The sequence below is a fragment of the Flavobacteriales bacterium genome (assembly GCA_016779935.1).
Lineage (GTDB): Bacteria > Bacteroidota > Bacteroidia > Flavobacteriales > UBA7312.
Genome location: JADHMQ010000008.1, coordinates 1 through 19,533, shown reverse-complemented (window position 1 = coordinate 19,533; position 19,533 = coordinate 1). Strand labels below are relative to the sequence as shown.

Annotated in this window: 21 protein-coding genes and 3 tRNA genes; 23 read left to right on the top strand and 1 reads right to left on the bottom strand. The window is 33.6% G+C overall.

Annotated features, from left to right (window positions below):
* Positions 1-90: 90 nt before the first annotated feature.
* Complete coding sequence (gene tatA / locus ISP73_05290) at positions 91-315, top strand: twin-arginine translocase TatA/TatE family subunit (GenBank protein MBL6657999.1); 225 nt, start codon at positions 91-93, stop codon at positions 313-315.
* 52 nt (positions 316-367) lie between these two features.
* Here tatA and ISP73_05285 read toward each other — a convergent pair whose 3' ends face one another.
* A complete protein-coding gene (locus tag ISP73_05285) occupies positions 368-1,375 on the bottom strand; it encodes a glutamine synthetase beta-grasp domain-containing protein (protein ID MBL6657998.1) in 1,008 nt (335 codons plus the stop codon).
* Between the two features lie 175 nt (positions 1,376-1,550).
* Here ISP73_05285 and ISP73_05280 point away from each other — a divergent pair, with 175 nt between their 5' ends.
* The 22 genes from ISP73_05280 to ISP73_05175 all read left to right on the top strand — a co-directional run bounded on the left by ISP73_05280 (position 1,551) and on the right by ISP73_05175 (position 19,470).
* Positions 1,551-3,587: an OmpA family protein gene (locus tag ISP73_05280; protein MBL6657997.1), complete on the top strand. Its 2,037-nt coding sequence runs from the start codon at positions 1,551-1,553 to the stop codon at positions 3,585-3,587.
* Positions 3,588-3,644: 57 nt separating this feature from the next.
* On the top strand, positions 3,645-4,811 hold the full coding sequence (locus tag ISP73_05275; GenBank protein MBL6657996.1) for a phosphoribosylformylglycinamidine cyclo-ligase: 1,167 nt from the start codon (positions 3,645-3,647) through the stop codon (positions 4,809-4,811).
* A 2-nt stretch (positions 4,812-4,813) separates the two neighbouring features.
* Positions 4,814-5,884, top strand: coding sequence for a peptide chain release factor 1 (gene prfA / locus ISP73_05270; protein MBL6657995.1), 1,071 nt, complete (start codon positions 4,814-4,816; stop codon positions 5,882-5,884).
* A 2-nt stretch (positions 5,885-5,886) separates the two neighbouring features.
* Complete coding sequence (gene pyrF, locus ISP73_05265) at positions 5,887-6,696, top strand: orotidine-5'-phosphate decarboxylase (GenBank protein MBL6657994.1); 810 nt, start codon at positions 5,887-5,889, stop codon at positions 6,694-6,696.
* Between the two features lie 16 nt (positions 6,697-6,712).
* Positions 6,713-9,154 carry a carboxypeptidase-like regulatory domain-containing protein gene (locus tag ISP73_05260; GenBank protein ID MBL6657993.1) on the top strand — a complete coding sequence of 814 codons (2,442 nt, stop codon included), beginning with the start codon at positions 6,713-6,715 and terminating at the stop codon, positions 9,152-9,154.
* A 60-nt stretch (positions 9,155-9,214) separates the two neighbouring features.
* Positions 9,215-10,111, top strand: a complete 897-nt coding sequence (locus ISP73_05255) for a DUF4249 family protein (GenBank protein MBL6657992.1) — start codon at positions 9,215-9,217, stop codon at positions 10,109-10,111.
* 15 nt (positions 10,112-10,126) lie between these two features.
* A complete protein-coding gene (locus ISP73_05250) occupies positions 10,127-11,008 on the top strand; it encodes a DUF2851 family protein (protein ID MBL6657991.1) in 882 nt (293 codons plus the stop codon).
* A 42-nt stretch (positions 11,009-11,050) separates the two neighbouring features.
* On the top strand, positions 11,051-11,140 hold the full coding sequence (locus tag ISP73_05245; GenBank protein MBL6657990.1) for a hypothetical protein: 90 nt from the start codon (positions 11,051-11,053) through the stop codon (positions 11,138-11,140).
* Positions 11,128-11,394, top strand: a complete 267-nt coding sequence (locus ISP73_05240; GenBank protein ID MBL6657989.1) for a DUF2851 family protein — start codon at positions 11,128-11,130, stop codon at positions 11,392-11,394. The genes ISP73_05245 and ISP73_05240 overlap by 13 nt, the downstream gene beginning before the upstream one ends.
* A 221-nt stretch (positions 11,395-11,615) precedes the next feature.
* A complete protein-coding gene (locus ISP73_05235) occupies positions 11,616-12,635 on the top strand; it encodes a potassium channel protein (protein ID MBL6657988.1) in 1,020 nt (339 codons plus the stop codon).
* Positions 12,632-12,799 (top strand): PspC domain-containing protein, encoded by a 168-nt coding sequence (locus ISP73_05230; protein ID MBL6657987.1) that lies wholly within the window; start codon positions 12,632-12,634, stop codon positions 12,797-12,799. Before ISP73_05235 ends, ISP73_05230 begins: the two co-directional genes overlap by 4 nt.
* A complete protein-coding gene (locus ISP73_05225) occupies positions 12,799-13,695 on the top strand; it encodes an SDR family oxidoreductase (GenBank protein MBL6657986.1) in 897 nt (298 codons plus the stop codon). The genes ISP73_05230 and ISP73_05225 overlap by 1 nt, the downstream gene beginning before the upstream one ends.
* 3 nt (positions 13,696-13,698) lie before the next feature.
* On the top strand, positions 13,699-15,210 hold the full coding sequence (locus ISP73_05220) for an alanine:cation symporter family protein (protein ID MBL6657985.1): 1,512 nt from the start codon (positions 13,699-13,701) through the stop codon (positions 15,208-15,210).
* Positions 15,211-15,228: 18 nt separating this feature from the next.
* Positions 15,229-15,909, top strand: a complete 681-nt coding sequence (locus tag ISP73_05215; protein MBL6657984.1) for a helix-hairpin-helix domain-containing protein — start codon at positions 15,229-15,231, stop codon at positions 15,907-15,909.
* Positions 15,878-16,405, top strand: coding sequence for an adenine phosphoribosyltransferase (locus tag ISP73_05210; protein MBL6657983.1), 528 nt, complete (start codon positions 15,878-15,880; stop codon positions 16,403-16,405). The genes ISP73_05215 and ISP73_05210 overlap by 32 nt, the downstream gene beginning before the upstream one ends.
* A 3-nt stretch (positions 16,406-16,408) precedes the next feature.
* Positions 16,409-17,548, top strand: a complete 1,140-nt coding sequence (locus ISP73_05205; GenBank protein ID MBL6657982.1) for an acyl-CoA dehydrogenase family protein — start codon at positions 16,409-16,411, stop codon at positions 17,546-17,548.
* A 54-nt stretch (positions 17,549-17,602) separates the two neighbouring features.
* Complete coding sequence (locus ISP73_05200) at positions 17,603-17,794, top strand: 30S ribosomal protein S21 (GenBank protein MBL6657981.1); 192 nt, start codon at positions 17,603-17,605, stop codon at positions 17,792-17,794.
* 83 nt (positions 17,795-17,877) lie between these two features.
* On the top strand, positions 17,878-18,759 hold the full coding sequence (locus ISP73_05195; protein ID MBL6657980.1) for a tyrosine-type recombinase/integrase: 882 nt from the start codon (positions 17,878-17,880) through the stop codon (positions 18,757-18,759).
* Between the two features lie 11 nt (positions 18,760-18,770).
* The gene (gene raiA / locus ISP73_05190) at positions 18,771-19,070 is read left to right on the top strand and encodes a ribosome-associated translation inhibitor RaiA (protein MBL6657979.1); all 300 of its coding nucleotides are present in this window, start codon (positions 18,771-18,773) and stop codon (positions 19,068-19,070) included.
* Between the two features lie 123 nt (positions 19,071-19,193).
* A tRNA-Thr gene (locus ISP73_05185) sits at positions 19,194-19,267 on the top strand.
* A gap of 33 nt (positions 19,268-19,300) precedes the next feature.
* Positions 19,301-19,382 (top strand) — tRNA-Tyr (locus tag ISP73_05180).
* Between the two features lie 14 nt (positions 19,383-19,396).
* Positions 19,397-19,470 (top strand) — tRNA-Gly (locus ISP73_05175).
* The last annotated feature ends 63 nt before the right edge of the window (positions 19,471-19,533 follow it).

The window sequence follows — 19,533 nt, the reverse complement described above, 5'->3', positions numbered from 1 at the left end:
TCATATTATAAATAAAAAATGCCTCTTTTTGAGGCATTTTTATTTTGAACCCTTAACTTTGTAAGTGAATTATTCAAACTCAAACCGATTATGTTGAATGTTATTTTATTTATTGGAGGCCCTGAGATAGTTATTATAATGCTTGTTGTTGTAATGCTATTTGGCTCAAAAAAAATTCCTGAACTTGCTCGTGGATTGGGTAAAGGACTTAGAGAACTAAAAGATGCGTCTGACGATATTAAACGAGAAATTCGTTCAACAGCTACCACGGTAAAAGAAGAAGTACAGAAAGTTGAAAAAGACCTAAAGAAGTAAACAAAAAAACAGCATCAATGATGCTGTTTTTTAATTTCAATTAATTTAATTCTTAAACCACTCCCTTCACAGTCTTAACAATTCTTGCGGCAATTTTATAAGGATCACCGTTAGATGCTGGACGTCTGTCTTCTAGCCATCCTTTCCACCCATTTTCAACTGTTAAGATAGGAATTCTTATAGAAGCACCTCTATCAGAAATGCCATAACTAAAGTCGTTAATTGAAGCTGTTTCATGAAGACCAGTTAATCTCTCGTCGTTGTAAGCACCATAAACACTAATATGTTCTTTAGTTACAGGTCTGAAAGCTTCACATATTTTTTCATAAACCTCTTGAGAACCACACGTTCTTAATGTATTGTTCGAGAAGTTAGCGTGCATACCAGAACCATTCCAATCTCCTTTTACTGGTTTTGGATGATATTCAATGTAATAGCCGTAGCTTTCAGTAAGTCTGTCCAAAAGGTACCTAGCTATCCATATTTCATCGCCAGCTTTTTTAGCGCCTTTAGCAAAAAGTTGAAACTCCCACTGACCACTAGCAACCTCTTGGTTAATACCTTCGAAGTTTAATCCAGCTTCAATACACAAATCAGCATGTTCTTCAACAAATTCTCTACCATGAGTGTTTTTTCCACCGACAGAGCAATAATACAAGCCTTGAGGTCCAGGATATCCACCTAATGGAAAACCAAGTGGAAGTTGAGTATTTTTATCCATGATAAAGTATTCTTGTTCGAAGCCAAACCAAAAATCATTATCATCGTCATCAATAGTAGCTCTTCCGTTTGAATCGTGAGGAGTTCCATCGGCATTTAACACCTCAGTCATAACTAAGTAACCATTAATTCTGCTAGGATCAGGATAAATTGCAACAGGTTTTAACAAGCAATCTGATGAGCCTCCAGATGCTTGTTGAGTAGAACTTCCATCAAAAGACCAGGTCGGACAATCTTCTAATTTACCACTAAAGTCGTTCATTACTTTAGTTTTACTTCTCATGTTTTGAGTTGGTACATGACCGTCTAGCCAAATGTACTCAAGTTTGCTTTTTTTCATTTTCTTTAAATGCTAATTTTTTTAATATGTGTACTAATTACACAAAACTACCTTATTTTGTAAATATTTCAATAGGCATTTTTTAAAATTATTAACAACTTTTTAATAGATATTTACTTGTGTCTTTTTCAAAAGAAATAAATCCTTATTTTAGCAAAAATTCTAAGTACAAAAAATGAAACATTTACTTTCACTTACGGCGCTATTAATTATTTTATCGTCAACAACTTTAGTTTCTCAAAACTCATCTAAGAAAGTTAAAACATCGAAGGCCGATAAGGCTTTTATGATGCAGAACTATCATGAGGCCGAGAAACTTTATAAGGAAGATTACACCAAAGAAAAAAATAGGGCTAAGAAAGCCGAATTGATTTTCTTACAAGCAGAATGTGCTCGAAATATCGGTACGCCTATATATTTGAAAAAGGCTACTGCAATGTATAAAAGAGCAATCAAAGCCAAATATCCTCATGCTGAAGTATACTTAAGGTACGCTCAGGTATTACAAAAACAACAGAAGTTTTCTGAAGCTGTAGTCCAATTTGAAAAGTATAAAGAGCTAAAGTCTAATGACGATAGAGCTGATAAAGGAATTGCTTCATGTCTGTTTGCACTTGACGCCCTCCAAAACCCATCCCGTTACGTACTGACATCATTTCCTCATAATACCAACCAGGAAGAATATTCTCCCTGCTATGCTAGTAGAGATTACGATGAGTTGTTTTTCACATCTTCAAGAGATGGCTCTTTAGGAAAAGCTACTGACGGATTTACAGGAAATTCTTATACGGATATCTATTGGTCTAAATTTGATAAAAAGAAAAATAGATGGTCAAAGCCCACACCATTTGAAGAACCTATGAATACTTCAAATCACGAAGCTACTCCAACAATGAATGATCGTGGTAACGAATTATTCTTCACAAGATGTATGGAAAACTCAAAAGTAAAGCCGATTCCTACTTGTGAAATTTATTTTTCAAGAAAAAAAGGTAAGAGCTGGATTTCTCCAGTATTAGTGCCATTGCCTTATGACAGTGTGAGTAGTTTCGCTCATCCTTCACTCAGAGGAGATGGTAAGGTCTTGTATTTCTCTTCAGATATGAAAGGCGGATTTGGTGGAAAAGATATCTGGTACATCAAAAAATTAAAAAGAGATGAGTGGAGTGAGCCAATCAACATGGGAGACAAAATAAACACAAGTGGTAATGAACTATTCCCTTTCATTCACAACGATGGTTCTTTATACTTCTCGTCTGATGGTCTAGTTGGTATGGGTGGTTTGGATATCTTCAAGGCAGAGTTTGATGGTGAAAATAACCTTCGTTCTATTTCAAACATGAAGAGTCCTATTAATTCATCTAATGACGACTTCGGAATTATCTTTGAAGCAGAAGATGAAAAGGGTTACCTTTCATCGAATAGACTTGGTAGCAAGGGAGATGATATTTATCAATTTCATTTACCAAAACTTAATTTAACTATTTCTGGAGTAATCACTGATATAAAATCCAGTCAAGTAGTTAGCGGGGCAAAAGTAGAAATTGTTGGTAGCGATGGTAGTAAAACGGAAACTTTTACTGATAATTCTGGTAGATATTTATTTGGAAAAGACTTTGTTAAAGAAAATATATCTTACAATATAACCGTCTCAAAAGAGGGATATCTTTCTAATAATTTCTCAGAAACTACTATTGGTGTAAAAGAGTCTGTAAACATAGTTCAAGACATAGTATTAGAAGCTACACAAGACGAAATAGTACTTCCTAAAATTGAGTACGATTACAACAGTGCCAAGCTAAGAAAAGAATCTAAAGATGCATTAGATGCACTAATACTAGTTTTAAAGAAAAATCCAAATGTTGTTATCCAACTTCGTTCACATACAGATAGTAGAGCTGGTGATGACTTTAATATGGAGTTATCACAAAGACGTGCTCAAATTTGTGTTGATTATATGGTTGATAAAGGTATAAAGCCAAAAAGACTAGTTGCTAAGGGAATGGGAGAAACAGAACCTTATGTAATGGATGTTAAAGATGGTAAATTGAGACCTGGGGCAGTTTTATCTGCTGACTTTATCGAAAATAAACTCAAAAGAAATAAGGATAAAGAAAAGGCTCACCAGTACAACAGAAGAACAGATTTTATAGTAGTATCTAATGCTTTTTACGATGTTGAAAAGGATGAGATACTAGTGAAGAAGAAGTAAATAATTTAAATAAAATTTAAAGCGTCTCGATTTTTCGAGATGCTTTTTTTTACCAATATGTCAAGTAGTAGATATAATCTTAGGGGAGTTTCAGCAGACAAGGAAGATGTTCACAGTGCTATAAAAAATGTAGATAAAGGCCTTTTTCCTCAAGCATTTTGTAAAATTGTTCCAGATTACCTATCAAACGATAATGATTATTGTGTGGTAATGCATGCGGACGGTGCTGGTACTAAATCATCATTAGCCTACATGTATTGGAAAGAAACTGGTGATATCTCTGTTTGGAAAGGTATTGCTCAAGATGCACTTGTGATGAACTTGGATGACTTACTTTGTGTAGGTGTAACTGATAACATCTTACTCTCTTCAACTATAGGTAGAAATAAAAATCTAATCCCTGGTGAAGTCATTTCAGCCATCATCAATGGAACAGAAGAGTTACTTTCAGATTTAAGAAGTCAAGGTGTAGATATCAAATCAACAGGTGGGGAGACTGCCGATGTTGGTGATTTAGTCCGAACGATTATAGTTGATTCTACTGTTATTGCTCGATTAAAAAGAGAAGATGTCATCTCAAACCATAATATACAAGATGGTGATGTAATTGTAGGACTTTCTTCATTTGGACAGGCTAGCTATGAGTCAGAGTATAATGGTGGAATGGGGAGTAATGGGTTAACTTCTGCTCGACACGATGTTTTTTCAAAATACTTGGCGAATAAATATCCAGAAAGTTTTGACCCATCAGTTCCAGAAGATTTAATATATTCAGGAACAAAAATGCTAACAGATACTCAGGAAGACCTGACTGTTGATATTGGCAAATTAGTGCTTTCACCAACACGAACCTATGCCCCAGTCATTAAGAAGATTCTTGATGCTTACAGAAATGATATTCACGGAATGGTGCACTGCAGTGGAGGTGCACAGACAAAAGTTTTACATTTTGTAAATGACGTTCATGTTATAAAAGATAACCTTTTTGATATCCCTCCCTTGTTTGAATTAATTCAAAAAGAATCTAATACGGACTGGAAAGAAATGTACAAGGTTTTCAATATGGGACACCGAATGGAATTATATGTTCCTGCAGAAATAGCAGACGAAATCATTGCTATATCAAAACAGTTTAATGTTGATGCTAAAGTGGTTGGTAGAGTAGAATCTAATAAAGGTAAAAAGTTGACAATTAAGAGTCAATACGGTGAATTTGTTTATTAATTATGCTAGATAAGTTAGAAGCAATAAAAGTAAGATTTGATGAAGTGTCACAATTAATTGTTGACCCTAATATCATTTCTGATATGAAGCAGTATATTCAACTAAACAAAGAATATAAAGACTTACAACCAATCATAGCGGCTTATAAAGATTATAGAAACCTGTTATCAAATCTCGAAAATGCCAAAGAGATGCTTAAAGATGACGAGATGAAGGAAATGGCTCGAATGGAACTTGATGAACTTACACCATTAAGAAATTCTATGGAAGAAGACATTAAGGTGTTATTAATTCCTAAAGATCCAGCCGATTCCAAAAATGCTGTGGTGGAAATACGTGCAGGAGCAGGAGGAGATGAAGCTAGTATTTTTACAGGTGACCTTTACAGAATGTATTTAAATTATGCGGGTACTAAAGGTTGGAAAACTGAACTTGTAGATGTTGCAGAAGGAACATCAGGTGGTTACAAGGAAATCATATTTAATGTAAAGGGTGAAGATGTGTACGGAATGCTCAAATTTGAATCTGGTGTTCACCGTGTTCAAAGAGTGCCACAAACCGAAACTCAGGGGCGTGTTCACACATCTGCAGCTTCAGTAGTAGTAATGCCTGAAGCAGAAGAATTTGATGTTGAAATAAAAGACAGCGATATAAGAAAAGATACATATTGTTCGTCAGGCCCTGGTGGTCAGTCAGTAAATACCACTTATTCCGCTGTAAGACTTACACATATTCCAACAGGTGTCGTAGCACAATGTCAAGACCAAAAATCTCAGCATAAAAATTACGACAAAGCACTCAAAGTTCTGCGTTCAAGAATTTATGAAATAGAAATGCAAAAGCGGTTAGAAGAGCTTTCAGGCAAAAGGAAATCAATGGTCGTTACTGGAGACCGTTCTGCAAAAATTAGAACATACAATTATCCACAAGGAAGGGTAACCGACCATAGAATTGGTCTGACACAGTACAATCTATCAAACGTTATTGATGGTGATATTGAAAAGTTTATCGAAGAGCTTAAAATAGCAGAAAACGCTGAAAGACTAAAAGAAGGTACAACCCAAACAGATTAAAAATGACAGCAAACGACCTATTTGAGCAAATAAAAGCAAAAGAATCATTCTTATGTATTGGCTTAGATACTGATTTGCAAAAAATCCCTTCTCATTTACTTGATTTAGAAGACCCTGTTTTTGAATTTAACAAGCAAATTATTGATGCTACTTCAGATTTATGTGTTGCCTATAAACCAAATATTGCCTTCTATGAAAGTATGGGTGAAAAGGGATGGAAAAGCCTTAAGAAAACGATAGACTATATTCCTAAAGATATTTTTACAATCGCCGATGCTAAGCGTGGGGATATTGGTAATACCTCTAAGATGTATGCTAAGACATTTTTTGAAACCTATAATTTTGATTCAGTAACTGTTGCACCATACATGGGTTCTGATTCGGTTACTCCATTTTTAGAATTTAAAGATAAATGGGCAATAATACTAGCCTTAACATCAAACAGTGGAGGATTGGATTTTCAAATAACTAAAGATGAAAATGGAGAAATGCTTTATCAGAAAGTATTGAAAACATCAAAAAGTTATGGTGAAAACATCATGTTTGTGGTAGGAGCTACTAGAGCAGAATCTTTGAAAGAAATTAGAGAGATTGTCCCGAACCATTTTCTATTAGTTCCAGGTGTAGGAGCTCAAGGAGGTAACCTAAATGATGTTGCCAAATACGGAATGAACAATCAATGTGGATTGCTCGTAAATTCTTCAAGAGGGATTATTTATGCTGATTCAACGAAAGATTTTGCAATAAAAGCAAGAGAGCAAGCGTTGGCTTTGCAGCAACAGATGAAAGTCTTACTGTCTTTGTCGTTATAAAAACTTACTTAAACCAATGAAAAGACACTCTTTTTTAGTAATCTTAACTCTGCTAAGTTTAAATGTGTTTTCACAAAAAAAACACACCATAAGTGGTTATGTAAATGACAAAGAAACTGGCGAGAGCTTAATTGGTGTAAATGTAATTTGGAAAGAAAAATTTCAAGGTACAACCTCAAATACATATGGTTTTTTTAGTTTAACCCTTCCTGAAGGAGAAGTAAATATTGATTTCTCATATATTGGGTATGAGCTTACTTCAAAAACTATTAATCTTAATAAGGATATTAGATTAAATATCGAATTAACCTCTTCATCTACTAATATTCAAGAAGTTACAATTGTTGGAGAAGAAACAGTTGTTGAACGAACTCAATCAAGTATAGTTGAAGTCCCAGTAGAGCAAATTAAAAATATACCAGCACTACTAGGTGAAGTAGATGTTTTAAAAGCCATTCAATTACTGCCTGGTGTTCAGTCTGGAGGAGAAGGGACCAGTGGATTTTACGTTAGAGGTGGCGGTCCAGATCAAAACTTAATTCTTTTAGATGGTGTTCCAGTATATAATGCGTCTCACCTATTTGGTTTTTTCTCGGTATTTAACGCTGATGCAATCAAAAATGTACGCTTAACTAAGGGTGGCTTTCCGTCACGTTTTGGTGGACGCTTATCCTCTGTTCTAGAAATAGATATGAAGGAAGGAAACATGAAAAAAATAGAAGGAGAAGGAAGTGTCGGAATAATATCTTCAAAACTTACTTTACAAGGACCAATTATAAAAGATAAAACGTCATTCATTATTTCAGGAAGAAGAACGTATATTGATATTTTAGCTCAACCTTTTATTAGGCAGTCGAATGATGGAAATCCTGCAGGATATTTTTTCTATGACTTGAATGCAAAGTTGAATCATAAGATTTCCGAAAATGATAGGTTGTACTTGAGTGCATATTCTGGTAAAGATCGTTTTTATCTCTCTGAAAGTTATAGTTCTGATGATGATAAGTTAAATTCTCAGCAAAGCGATTTAAGATATAATTACAGCACTGATTTTGGATTTGAATGGGGGAATTTAACATCCTCCTTAAGATGGAATCATCTTTTTAGCAATAAACTCTTTAGTAACACGACAGCAACCTTTAGTAAGTATAAATTTCAGACTGATGTAGTAGACTATTCTGAACAAACTTATCAGAATACACTAAGTTCAGACTCCTTGCAATTTGCCTATTATTCAGGCATTAAAGATATAGGAGCTAAAATAGATTTTGATTACTTGCCAAACCCTAATCATTATGTGAAGTTTGGATTAAATTATACCTATCATCATTTTTCACCAGGAGCTATAGACTATTTTGAAAGTAATTATTCCAGAGATTCTCTTCAAAATGTAAGCTATTCTAAAACTGATACAATCTTTAACTTTTCAAGAGAATTATTTAGTCATGACAGTTATTTATTCATAGAAGATGATATAAAAGTTAATGACCAATTGAAAGTGAATGTAGGCTTGCATTTTGCGAATTTTCTTACTGATGGAAAATCATATTTTGATTTACAACCTAGAGTTTCATCAAGGTATATAATTAGTAAAGATTGGTCTGTAAAAGCATCATATGCCCAAATGCAACAACATATTCATTTACTGAGCAATACTAGTGTTGGTCTACCAATAGATATATGGGTGCCAAGTACTGACTCTGTTCCTCCTCAACGCTCTCGACAAGTGGCAATATCCTTGAATCATACTCTTAAAAATGGACTTTTTGAAATCAGTTTAGAAGGGTATTACAAAACCATGTCTGATTTAATGACTCTAAAACCTGGCTCTCAAATTATTGGCTTTCAAGATTGGCAAGAAAAGGTTGAAACATCCGGACAGGGAAGAGCCTATGGCGTAGAATTATTTTTTCAAAAGAAAAAAGGTAAAACAACAGGATGGGTTGGTTATACTTTGGCTTTTAGTGAAAGAAAATTTGACAATATTAATTTGGGTAATTGGTATCCTTACAAGTATGATAGACGTCATGATATATCAATAGTCATGTCACATAAATTTAACGAGAATTTTGATATTGGTACAACTTGGGTATTCGGAACAGGAAATAATATAACCTTAAGTACTGCTAGATATCCAGAAATTGGAATGGGAGGGAATATTAATGGAATTGAATACTCAGAAGTCAATGAAGTTGATTATTATCCTTCTAGAAATAATTATAGAATGGCTTCTTATCATCGTCTCGATCTAGGTCTTAATTTTAATAAAAAGAAAAAATGGGGCGAACGAACGTGGTCAATTGGAGCTTATAATGTATACAATAGAAAAAACCCATTCTTTATTAGGATTGATAATGAACCTACCTTAGTTAACAATACCATAATAAATAATAAAGTAGCGAAGCAGGTAAGCCTATTTCCTATAATTCCATCAATCACCTACAAATTTAAATTTTAGATTATGAGATTTTTAACTAGTTTAATTTCGGTAGTCTTGCTTTTTACTTCATGTGAAGATATGCAAACAGTAATTGATTTGGAACTCCCTCCACATCAATCCAAATTAGTTGTGAATTCTTCCAATAAAATTGATGACAAATTTAAAGTATATGTATCTCACTCTCTAGATCCTTTAAGTAGTGAGAGTTTTGAGTTTCATTCTGACGCAGTAGTAACATTATTTGAAAATGAAATATACATTGATTCATTAACTTATATTGACTCATCAAAACTTTATAAAAGCAATGTAGTTGCAGAATTTGATAAATCATATAGTTTAAGAGTATTTCATGCTGATTATCCTTTGCTAAATTCAAAACCTTTAAGTGCACCTTCAATAACAGAAATAAAATCAGTTAATCATACAACTACTAGTACAAGTGGAAACGTTACAAGTTTTATTGAAATTGAGTTTGATGACGATGTCTCTGAAGAAAATTTTTACCTTCTTAAATTAGTTTCATACACCCATTACCTTAATGAAAATGAAGAGCCTCAAGTAGTAAGTTCGCCAATCTATTTTGAATCTTCCGACCCTTCACTTTCAAATGGCTCTGCAAGTTTTGATGAAGAGTATGGACGAAATGTTATGTTTAATGATCAGCTATTCAATGGACAGACAAAGCGAATTGAATTAAGTTATGAGAATTATTATTACTATGAAGATGATTTAGAATTTGGAGTAGGTACTGAATCAAAAATTGACTCTATAAAAGTTAGCTTATCAACTCTAGATTACGATTATTACACTTACCATTCGTCCAGAATTTCACAAAACAATACTGCCGGTGGTGCTATATTTGGCTCCGAACCCGTTAATGTATACAACAGTTTTACAAATGACGATGGTTCTGAAAATGGCTATGGTCTTTTTTCTATTATCTCAAAAGATACGTTTATGATTCGGATAGACTAACTGTTGTTTAAAGCCATGAATGAAAATCTTCTCCATTATATATGGCAATTCTGCCATTTTGATATTAACTCATTACTTACTACTAAACAACAACGCATATCAATTTTAAAAGTAGGTGTTCACAATTTTGATGCTGGTCCAGATTTCAAATCATCACAAATTAGAATAGAGAATTTGGTTTGGAATGGTGATATTGAGATACATCTAAACTCTTCTGACTGGAACAAACATAGACATCATTATAACGAAAAATATAATTCTGTAATCCTTCATGTAGTTTGGAATCACGACACAGAAGTTTATAATTCATCAGGAGATGAGATTCCATGTTTAGAGTTATGTAGTATTGTTGATAGGAGTTTATTAGGAAGGTACGAGCAATTAATGAATAGTAAAACCAAAATTATTTGTGAACCTTACATTGGTGAATTAGATTCATTTCAAGTCAATCAATTTTTGGAAAGATTGCTTGTAGAAAGGCTGGAGGAAAAGACATCTCAATTTATAAAAGAGTTTGAGATTGATAAAAATAATTGGGAAAATACCTTTTACAACGCTTTGTTTTACACGATAGGTTTGAGAGTAAATTCAACATCTATGCTAGCTCTTTCAAAACAGTTGCCATTATCCATTCTACAAAAACATAAAAACAATATATTTCAAATAGAAGCTTTACTATTTGGTACAGCAGGATTCTTAGAAAAAGTCAAAGATGATTATAGCGTATCACTAAAAAACGAATATTCATTTCTAAAACATAAATATAGATTAAAGAAATTAAAAGAGTCCGACTGGATGTTTATGCGATTACGCCCATCTTCATTCCCAACTGTTAGATTGGCTCAATTAGCAATGCTTATACATAAAAACACACATCTTTTTTCAAAAGTGTTATAAGCTCAAACTTTAGATGAAATACGGAGGTTGTTTAAATCTAGTGTGAGTGAATATTGGTTAACACACTATCACTTTAATAAAGAGTCAGTAAGACGAAAAAAACATTTGGAAAAGAAGTCATTAACTCAATAGTAATAAATGCTATATGTCCAATTCTATTTGCATATTCAAAGCGAAAATCAGCATTAACTTTTCAAGATTTAGCGATACAATATCTTGAAGAATGTAAGGCCGAAAACAATTATGTGATAAGACAGTACTCTTCAATAAGTATCAGCCCTAAATCTGCCGCTCAGTCCCAAGCTCTATTGCAACTAAAAAGAAAATATTGTGAAAGCAAAAAATGTTTAAATTGCAACATCGGTAATCAATTACTTAAAGGATAATGCATCAATTCAATAATTTTTTTGAAAAACAGTTTTTTGGAGTAAGTGCATGGTGGGCAAGTAAATTAGGTTTAAGACCTTCTTTTGTTAGGCTATTTTTTATATATCTATCCTTTGTTAACTTTGGAATACCATTAGTGTATCTAACAATGGTTTTTATCCTGCGAGTAAGAAATCATTTTAAGTACCGAAAAAGACCTAGTGTTTTTGACCTTTAAATTATGAAATTAGGTATCTACGTTTTTTCAAAAATTTATTCAGCCATACTTTTCATATTTATTGTTGTTGCAATAGCTATAGTTGGCTATATGTATATTGAAGATTATTCTTTGAGTGAAGCTGTTTATATGACAGTAATCACATTGTCAACAGTTGGCTTTCAAGAAGTCCGAGAATTAAGTCCAGAAGGAAGATTGTTCACGACATTTTTAATAATCACAAGTTTTGGTACATTTGCTTATGCGGTATCTGTACTAACCACTTATATAGTTAGTGGAGAGTTTAATAAATATTTTAAGGACTACAAAGTGAAAAAAGATGTAAAGCAAATTGAAAATCATGTGGTCGTTTGTGGCTATGGTAGAAATGGTTCGCAAGCTGTAAAAAAATTATTTGCACATGAGCAGGATTTTGTAGTTATTGATAATAACCCAGAGCGTATTGAAAAACTTAGAGATTCCAAGAATATTTTATTTATAAATGGAGATGCCACTTTAGACGAAACACTAGAAAAAGCAGGTATTTCAAAGGCCAAGGCATTAATAACAAGTTTAGCATCTGATGCAGATAATTTATATGTAGTATTGTCGGCACGTCAAAAAAATAAGGATCTAACAATTATAAGCAGAGCCTCATTTGATGAATCTTATAGCAAATTAAAAATAGCTGGAGCCAACAATGTCATAATGCCAGATAAATTAGGAGGAGCTCACATGGCTTCCTTAGTAACAACTCCTGATGTAGTTGAATTTCTAGATAACATAGCTCTGGAAGGTGATGCTGAAATTAATCTAGATGAAATCTCTTTTGAGGAATTACCAGTAGATTTACATAATAAAACAATAAAAGATATTAATGCTAGATACAAAACAGGTTGCAACATTATTGGATACAAAACTTCAGAAGGTGAATATGTAATAAATCCGAATGCAGATACTCCAATTTTACCTAATTCTAAGCTGTTTGTACTAGCAAATACCGAACAAATTAATCATTTATATAGCATATTAAATTTAGCATGACAGAAAAAAAATTATTAGGTGTTTGCTCATGGCTTTCAGACAAATTTGACCTTGATGTAAGTGGAATAAGAATAATATTCATAATAGCTGCAATTTTAGGTTTCGGCTCGCCAATAGTACTATATCTAATTTTATATCTCATAAAACCCAAATCAGTTAATTAATGCAGAAGAAAATTCTGATTACCGGAAGTAACGGACTGTTGGGTCAAAAGCTAATAATAGCTCTAAAAAATCAGCATGAAGTCTTAGCAACATCAATAGGAGAGTGTCTAATTAGCGATACCTCAGGATTTTTGTATCAAACTCTTGATATTACTGACAGACATTCAATATTTAACGCTTTTGAAAATTTTAATCCTGAAGTAGTTATAAATACGGCTGCATTAACAGATGTCGATGGATGTGAAGAAAAAAAGGAGCTGTGTGATAAAGTGAATGTTAAAGCAGTTGAGCATCTAAGAGATGCATGTAATCAGTATAACTCCCATTTCATTCATATTTCAACTGACTTTATCTTTGATGGAGAGAACGGTCCTTATTCTGAAAATGATGAGCCAAACCCATTAAGTTATTATGGTTTGTCTAAATTAAAATCTGAGCAATTACTTTACGATTCAAAAATAAATTGGACAATACTTCGGACAATCATATTGTTTGGAACTGCCGAAAACTTGCGACGAAACAACATAGTTTTATGGGCAAGAAAAGCATTAAAAGAAGGCAAGCCCCTTAATATTATAGATGACCAATTTCGTTCGCCTACACTAGCAGAAGACTTAGCAAATGCGTGTGTATTAGCAATAGAAAAACAAGCTAAAGGAATTTTTAATGCTTCCGGAAAAGATTTTATGAGTATTTTTGAGATGGTTGAGCGAATGGCTGATTTTTATGGCTGCGATAAATCTAATATTAACAGAATATCGTCAGAAACATTAAATCAAAAAGCTAAACGACCACCCAAAACAGGTTTTATACTTACCAAATCCAATAAAGAACTTGGATATGAGCCACACTCTTTTGAAGAAGGGTTAAAATTATTAGAGCAACAACTAAACTAAATTATGAGAAGAATTTTTATTACAATGTCGGCACTATTATTTTCTAATATGTTGTTCGCTAAAGAAACCCAAAATCTAGGAGATAAAATCAATAGCTTTTTTGAGCCAATTGTTGAGGTAATCGGAAAAGTAATTTTTTGGGATCCTATTTCAGCACTTGGATTAGACCTTGATGTTTCAATTCCAATTGTTGTCGTATGGTTGGTGTTTGGAGCTTTGTTTTTTACTTTAAAAATGAACTTTATTAATTTCAGAGGTTTCAAACATGCCATAGATTTAGTACGAGGCAGATATGACGATCCAGAAGATGAAGGAGAAGTATCGCATTTTCAAGCCCTTGCAACTGCCCTTTCAGCAACAGTAGGTTTGGGAAATATAGCCGGTGTAGCAGTAGCAATTACTGTAGGCGGACCAGGGGCAACATTTTGGATGATTGTAGCAGGTTTATTAGGCATGTCATCAAAGTTTGTGGAATGTACGCTAGGTGTAAAATACAGGGTGGTTAACGATGAAGGAGAAGTTTCAGGAGGGCCGATGTATTACTTAAAAAATGGATTAGCTAAATATGGCTTTTCAAACTTAGGAAAAGTACTAGCTGTTTTATTTGCCATTTTATGTATTGGCGGTTCTTTTGGTGGTGGTAATATGTTTCAGGCCAACCAAGCATATGCCCAGCTCTCAGGGCAATTTCCAATGCTCTCAGGCAACGGGCCGATGTTTGGATTTATGTTAGCTATTTTAGTAGGTACAGTAATAATTGGCGGAATTAAAAGTATTGCGAAAGTTACTGAGAAGATTGTTCCTTTCATGGCAGTCCTTTATGTTGCTGCAGCTTCAATTATATTAATTGTTCACTTCTCAGAAATAGGCAATGCTATAGCGATGATTATTAACGGAGCTTTTGCACCAAGTGCAGCATTTGGTGGATTTATAGGAGTTATTATTCAAGGCTTTAGAAGAGCAGCCTTTTCCAATGAAGCTGGAGTAGGATCCGCTTCAATTGCCCATTCCGCGACTAAAACCAATGAACCAGTCAGTGAAGGCATTGTTTCCTTATTAGAGCCATTTATTGACACGGTTATAATCTGTACAATGACGGCTTTAGTAATCATAGTAACCGGTATGTCTGGAGTACAAGGAGTAGAAGGCGCTCAATTAACATCTCAAGCATTCGAAAGCGTTATATCTTGGTTTCCTTATGTTTTAGTATTCGCAATATTCTTATTCGCTTTTTCAACCATGATTTCCTGGTCTTATTATGGATTAAAATCATGGACGTATCTATTTGGTTCATCAAAAAAATCAGAACTAGTATACAAACTAATATTTTTGATTTTTATAATCATTGGTTCATCCGTGAAATTAGGAGCTGTTTTAGACTTCTCAGATATGATGATTTTAGCTATGGCCTTCCCTAACATTTTAGGATTGTTGATTTTATCAGGTGAAGTAAAAGTCGATTTAAAAGAGTATTTAAATAAAATTAAATCAGGACAGATAAAAAAGACCAAATAGAAACTAACCTATTTTGCCGTGAAAAACTTTTTTTATTACAACTCTAGTAATAGAAGAGCTATTATAGCTTTATCCATTGTCATTGTAGCTATTCATTTTTTCACGAAAATTAGTGAAGATAAATCTATAAGTGAATATGATTTCTCTCAATATCAAAAAGAGATTAAGAATTTCAAGAATAAAAAAACTGTTGTTGAGAAAAAAGTGAAATTTTCTCGCTCAAAACAATTCCCTAAAAAAACGAACAATATAAAGCCCAAATTAAAGAACACAATTGAAGTTGATATCAATTTGGCGGACACATTAGCTTTTGAACAATTACCAGGAATAGGAACGTATTTTGCTAAGCGTATTTGTAAGTACAGAAACCTATTAGGCGGTTTTTATACCAAAAAACAAATTTTAGAAGTTTACCAAATGGATAGCGTAAGATATGAAAAGATTGAAAAGTATCTGGTAGTAGATGATAAGGGTATATTAAAGAAAAATATAAATGAAATAGGAGAATATGAGTTGCGAAAACACCCCTATATTTCTTCAAGTTTAGCACGATTAATAGTGAATTATCGAGAAGAACATGGGGCTTATAAAAGCATTAATGAGCTGAATAATTTACACTTGATTGACACCCTTAAATTTCGTAAAATTGTAAACTATTTCACAACTAATGAGTATAACAGTTTTAGAGAAGAAAATTAGGGAAGTCAAAGACTTTCCAAAGGAGGGAGTTTCTTTTAAGGATATAACACCAATACTAGCAGACCCAGTATTAACATCATTTGTAATAGAATCATTTATAAGCAAGATAAAAGGTCAGAAAATCGATGCCATTGTTGGTGTTGAGAGTCGTGGTTTTTTATTTGGAATGATGTTGGCAAATGAATTAAACATTCCATTTATACCAGTAAGAAAAGCAGGTAAATTACCTTCGGATGTTATAAGTGAGGAGTACAATCTAGAATATGGTAAAGCTGTGGTGGAAATTCATACAGATTCAATTCAAAACGGATGGAACATTGCAATTCATGATGATTTGCTGGCAACGGGAGGAACTGCCAATGCTGCTGCAAAATTAGTAGATAGACTCGGTGGCAATGTCAGTGCGTTTTTATTTGTTGTAGAGCTTTCTTTTTTAGAAGGAAGAAAAAATATTGACTCAGAGTCAAACAAAACAATATCGCTAATAAAATATTAAAGTATGGATTTTAACTACAATGAAAATCAAAAACTCATAGCAGAAATGGTTAAATCCTTTGCTGAGAAAGAAATTATACCAAACATGAAGGAATGGGATAATTCTCAAACATTCCCTATTGAAGTATTTAAAAAATTAGGTGAATTAGGCTTAATGGGTGTGTTGGTTCCAGAAGAATATGGAGGTTCAGGTTTTGGATATTCGGAATATGTTACTGCCATTGAACACTTATCAAAAGTTGACCCTTCAATAGGCTTATCTATGGCGGCGCATAATTCTTTATGTACTGGACATATACTACAGTTTGGAAATAAAGAACAAAAGAAAAAATACTTGCCAAAGTTAGCAACTGCAGAGTGGATTGGCGCATGGGGACTTACTGAACACAATACCGGCTCTGATTCTGGAGGTATGTCAACTACAGCTGTTAAAGAAGGAGACTATTGGATATTAAACGGTGCTAAAAATTTTATTACACATGCCATTAGTGGAGATGTAGCAGTTGTAATAGTACGAACTGGCGAAAAAGGAGACTCTAGAGGAATGACAGCCTTTATCGTTGAGAAAGGAATTGAAGGATTTTCATCAGGCAAAAAAGAAGATAAATTAGGAATGAGAGCTTCCGAAACCGCTGAATTAATTTTTGATAATTGTAAAATATCAAACGATAATGTACTTGGAAATGTGGGAGATGGTTTTATTCAAGCTATGAAGGTGTTGGACGGTGGTCGGATTTCTATTGCGGCTCTCTCATTAGGAATTGCTAAAGGAGCATATGAAGCATCTTTAAAATACTCAAAAGAACGTGTGCAATTTGGTAAGCCCATTTCACAACATCAAGCAATATCATTCAAATTAGCTGATATGGCAACTACAATTGAAGCGTCGGAACTTTTAATTTACAATACAATAAGCAAAAAAAAGGCTGGAGAAAGAATAACACTCAGCGGAGCTATGGCAAAATATTATTCCTCTGAAGTTGCTGTAGCAGTTTCAACAGATGCCCTACAGATATTTGGAGGATACGGATATTCAAAAGAGTTTCCAGTAGAGCGATTTTACAGAGATTCTAAGCTGTGTACAATAGGAGAAGGCACTTCTGAAATCCAGAAAATTGTAATTGCTAAGCAAATAATCCATTAACTATTGTAAGTGAAGTAGATATTTGTATATTTGCAGCCCAATTTAAATTTGAATATGATAATCATACCAGTAAAAGACGGAGAATCTATTGATAGAGCACTTAAAAAGTTTAAGAAGAAATTCAATATGACTGGCACTATGAAGCAACTTAGAGCTCGTAGAGAGTTTACTAAGAAGTCTGTTGAGCTAAGAAATCAAAAGATAAGAGCTGCTTATAAAGAGACTTTACGTAGAGAAGAGGACTAGTTCTTTTCAACCCTAATATGTATCCAAACATCATTTGAAAAATGACTATTTTTTAGTATATTCGTTCAAATTGATGTTTTTTTATGCCCCTTACTCAAAAATTTCTTGATTATCTAGCTTTAGAAAAAAGATATTCCTTACACACTATAAAGGCGTATAAGGCTGATTTGACTCTTTTAAGCAATTACTTAGATGAGGTTTACTCTACTTCAATAGAAAAAGCCAATCACTCAATGATTAGAAGCTGGCTAGTTAATGAATTAAATACAGGTAACTCTCCGCGAACAGTCAATAGAAAAATAACTACACTAAAATCCTTATTTAAGTTTGCAGAGAAAGAAGGAGTTGTCAAGCTTAACCCTACACTAAAGCTGACTTCAGCCAAAACATCAAAAAGTATTCCAAGTTTTGTTACTGTCGATGAGATGAATGAACTTTTAGACAAAAAAAAGTTTTCTGATGATTATGTAGGCAAAAGAAATAAATTGATGGTTGAAATTTTCTATTCCACTGGTATTAGATTATCGGAACTTATCAATATTAAAATTAGTGATGTTGATTTTAGTAAAAAACAACTCAAAGTATTAGGAAAGCGAAATAAAGAACGGATTATTCCGTTAACACAAGAATTAGTAACCTCTCTAGAAAAGTTTTTAGACATAAGAAATTCAATGAAAACAAATTTTACAACTTATTTGCTTATGACTGAAAAAGGAAAAAAGTTAAATCCATCACTTGTATACAAAACAATTAATGATTTAATTTCAAGTGTTACTAGTCTGAAAAAGACTAGTCCACATATATTGAGGCATACCTTTGCAACCCACATGCTTAATAGCGGAGCTGATTTAAATGTTATAAAAGAACTCTTAGGTCACGCTAGCTTATCCGCTACAGAAGTTTACACGCACAATTCAATCGAGAAATTAAAAAAAGTATTTAATAACGCTCATCCAAGAGCATAAAATTTATAGCTATGCAAATTACCATTCATTCCATTCATTTTGACGCGGACAAGAAACTTTTAGAATTTATCAATAAGAAAGTTGGAAAACTCATACAGTTTGATGATGAGTTAATTTACTCAGAAGTATTTCTTAAAATTGAAAATACTGATAGTAGAGCCAATAAAATTGTCGAAATCAAGGTTAATACAGGAGCTAGCGACCTTTTTGCAAGCAAACAATGTGAATCCTTTGAAGAAGCTGTTGATCTTGTGCAGGAAGCCTTAATCCGTCAGGTTAAAAAAAACAAGCAAAAAAAGCGCCTTGTTTAACCATAATTTAACACCAAAAATATTATTGCAAAAAAAAACGGTATTGTTATTTGTGTAAAACAAAAACTTTAATACATTTGCAAACCCTTTTTCAAGAGGGGCTGTTTTTTTATTTATTGATTTGCCGCTATAGCTCAGCTGGCTAGAGCAGCTGATTTGTAATCAGCAGGTCGTGGGTTCGAGTCCCTCTAGCGGCTCAGTTCTTAGTTTAAGAGCTATATAATTGTTTAGGGGAGATACTCAAGCGGTCAACGAGGACAGACTGTAAATCTGTTGGCTTCGCCTTCGTAGGTTCGAATCCTGCTCTCCCCACAAAACAACTATTTGCGGGAGTAGCTCAGCTGGCCAGAGCATCAGCCTTCCAAGCTGAGGGTCGCGGGTTCGAATCCCGTCTCCCGCTCTTAATCTAAGCCGATGTAGCTCAGGGGTAGAGCGTTTCCTTGGTAAGGAAGAGGTCACGGGT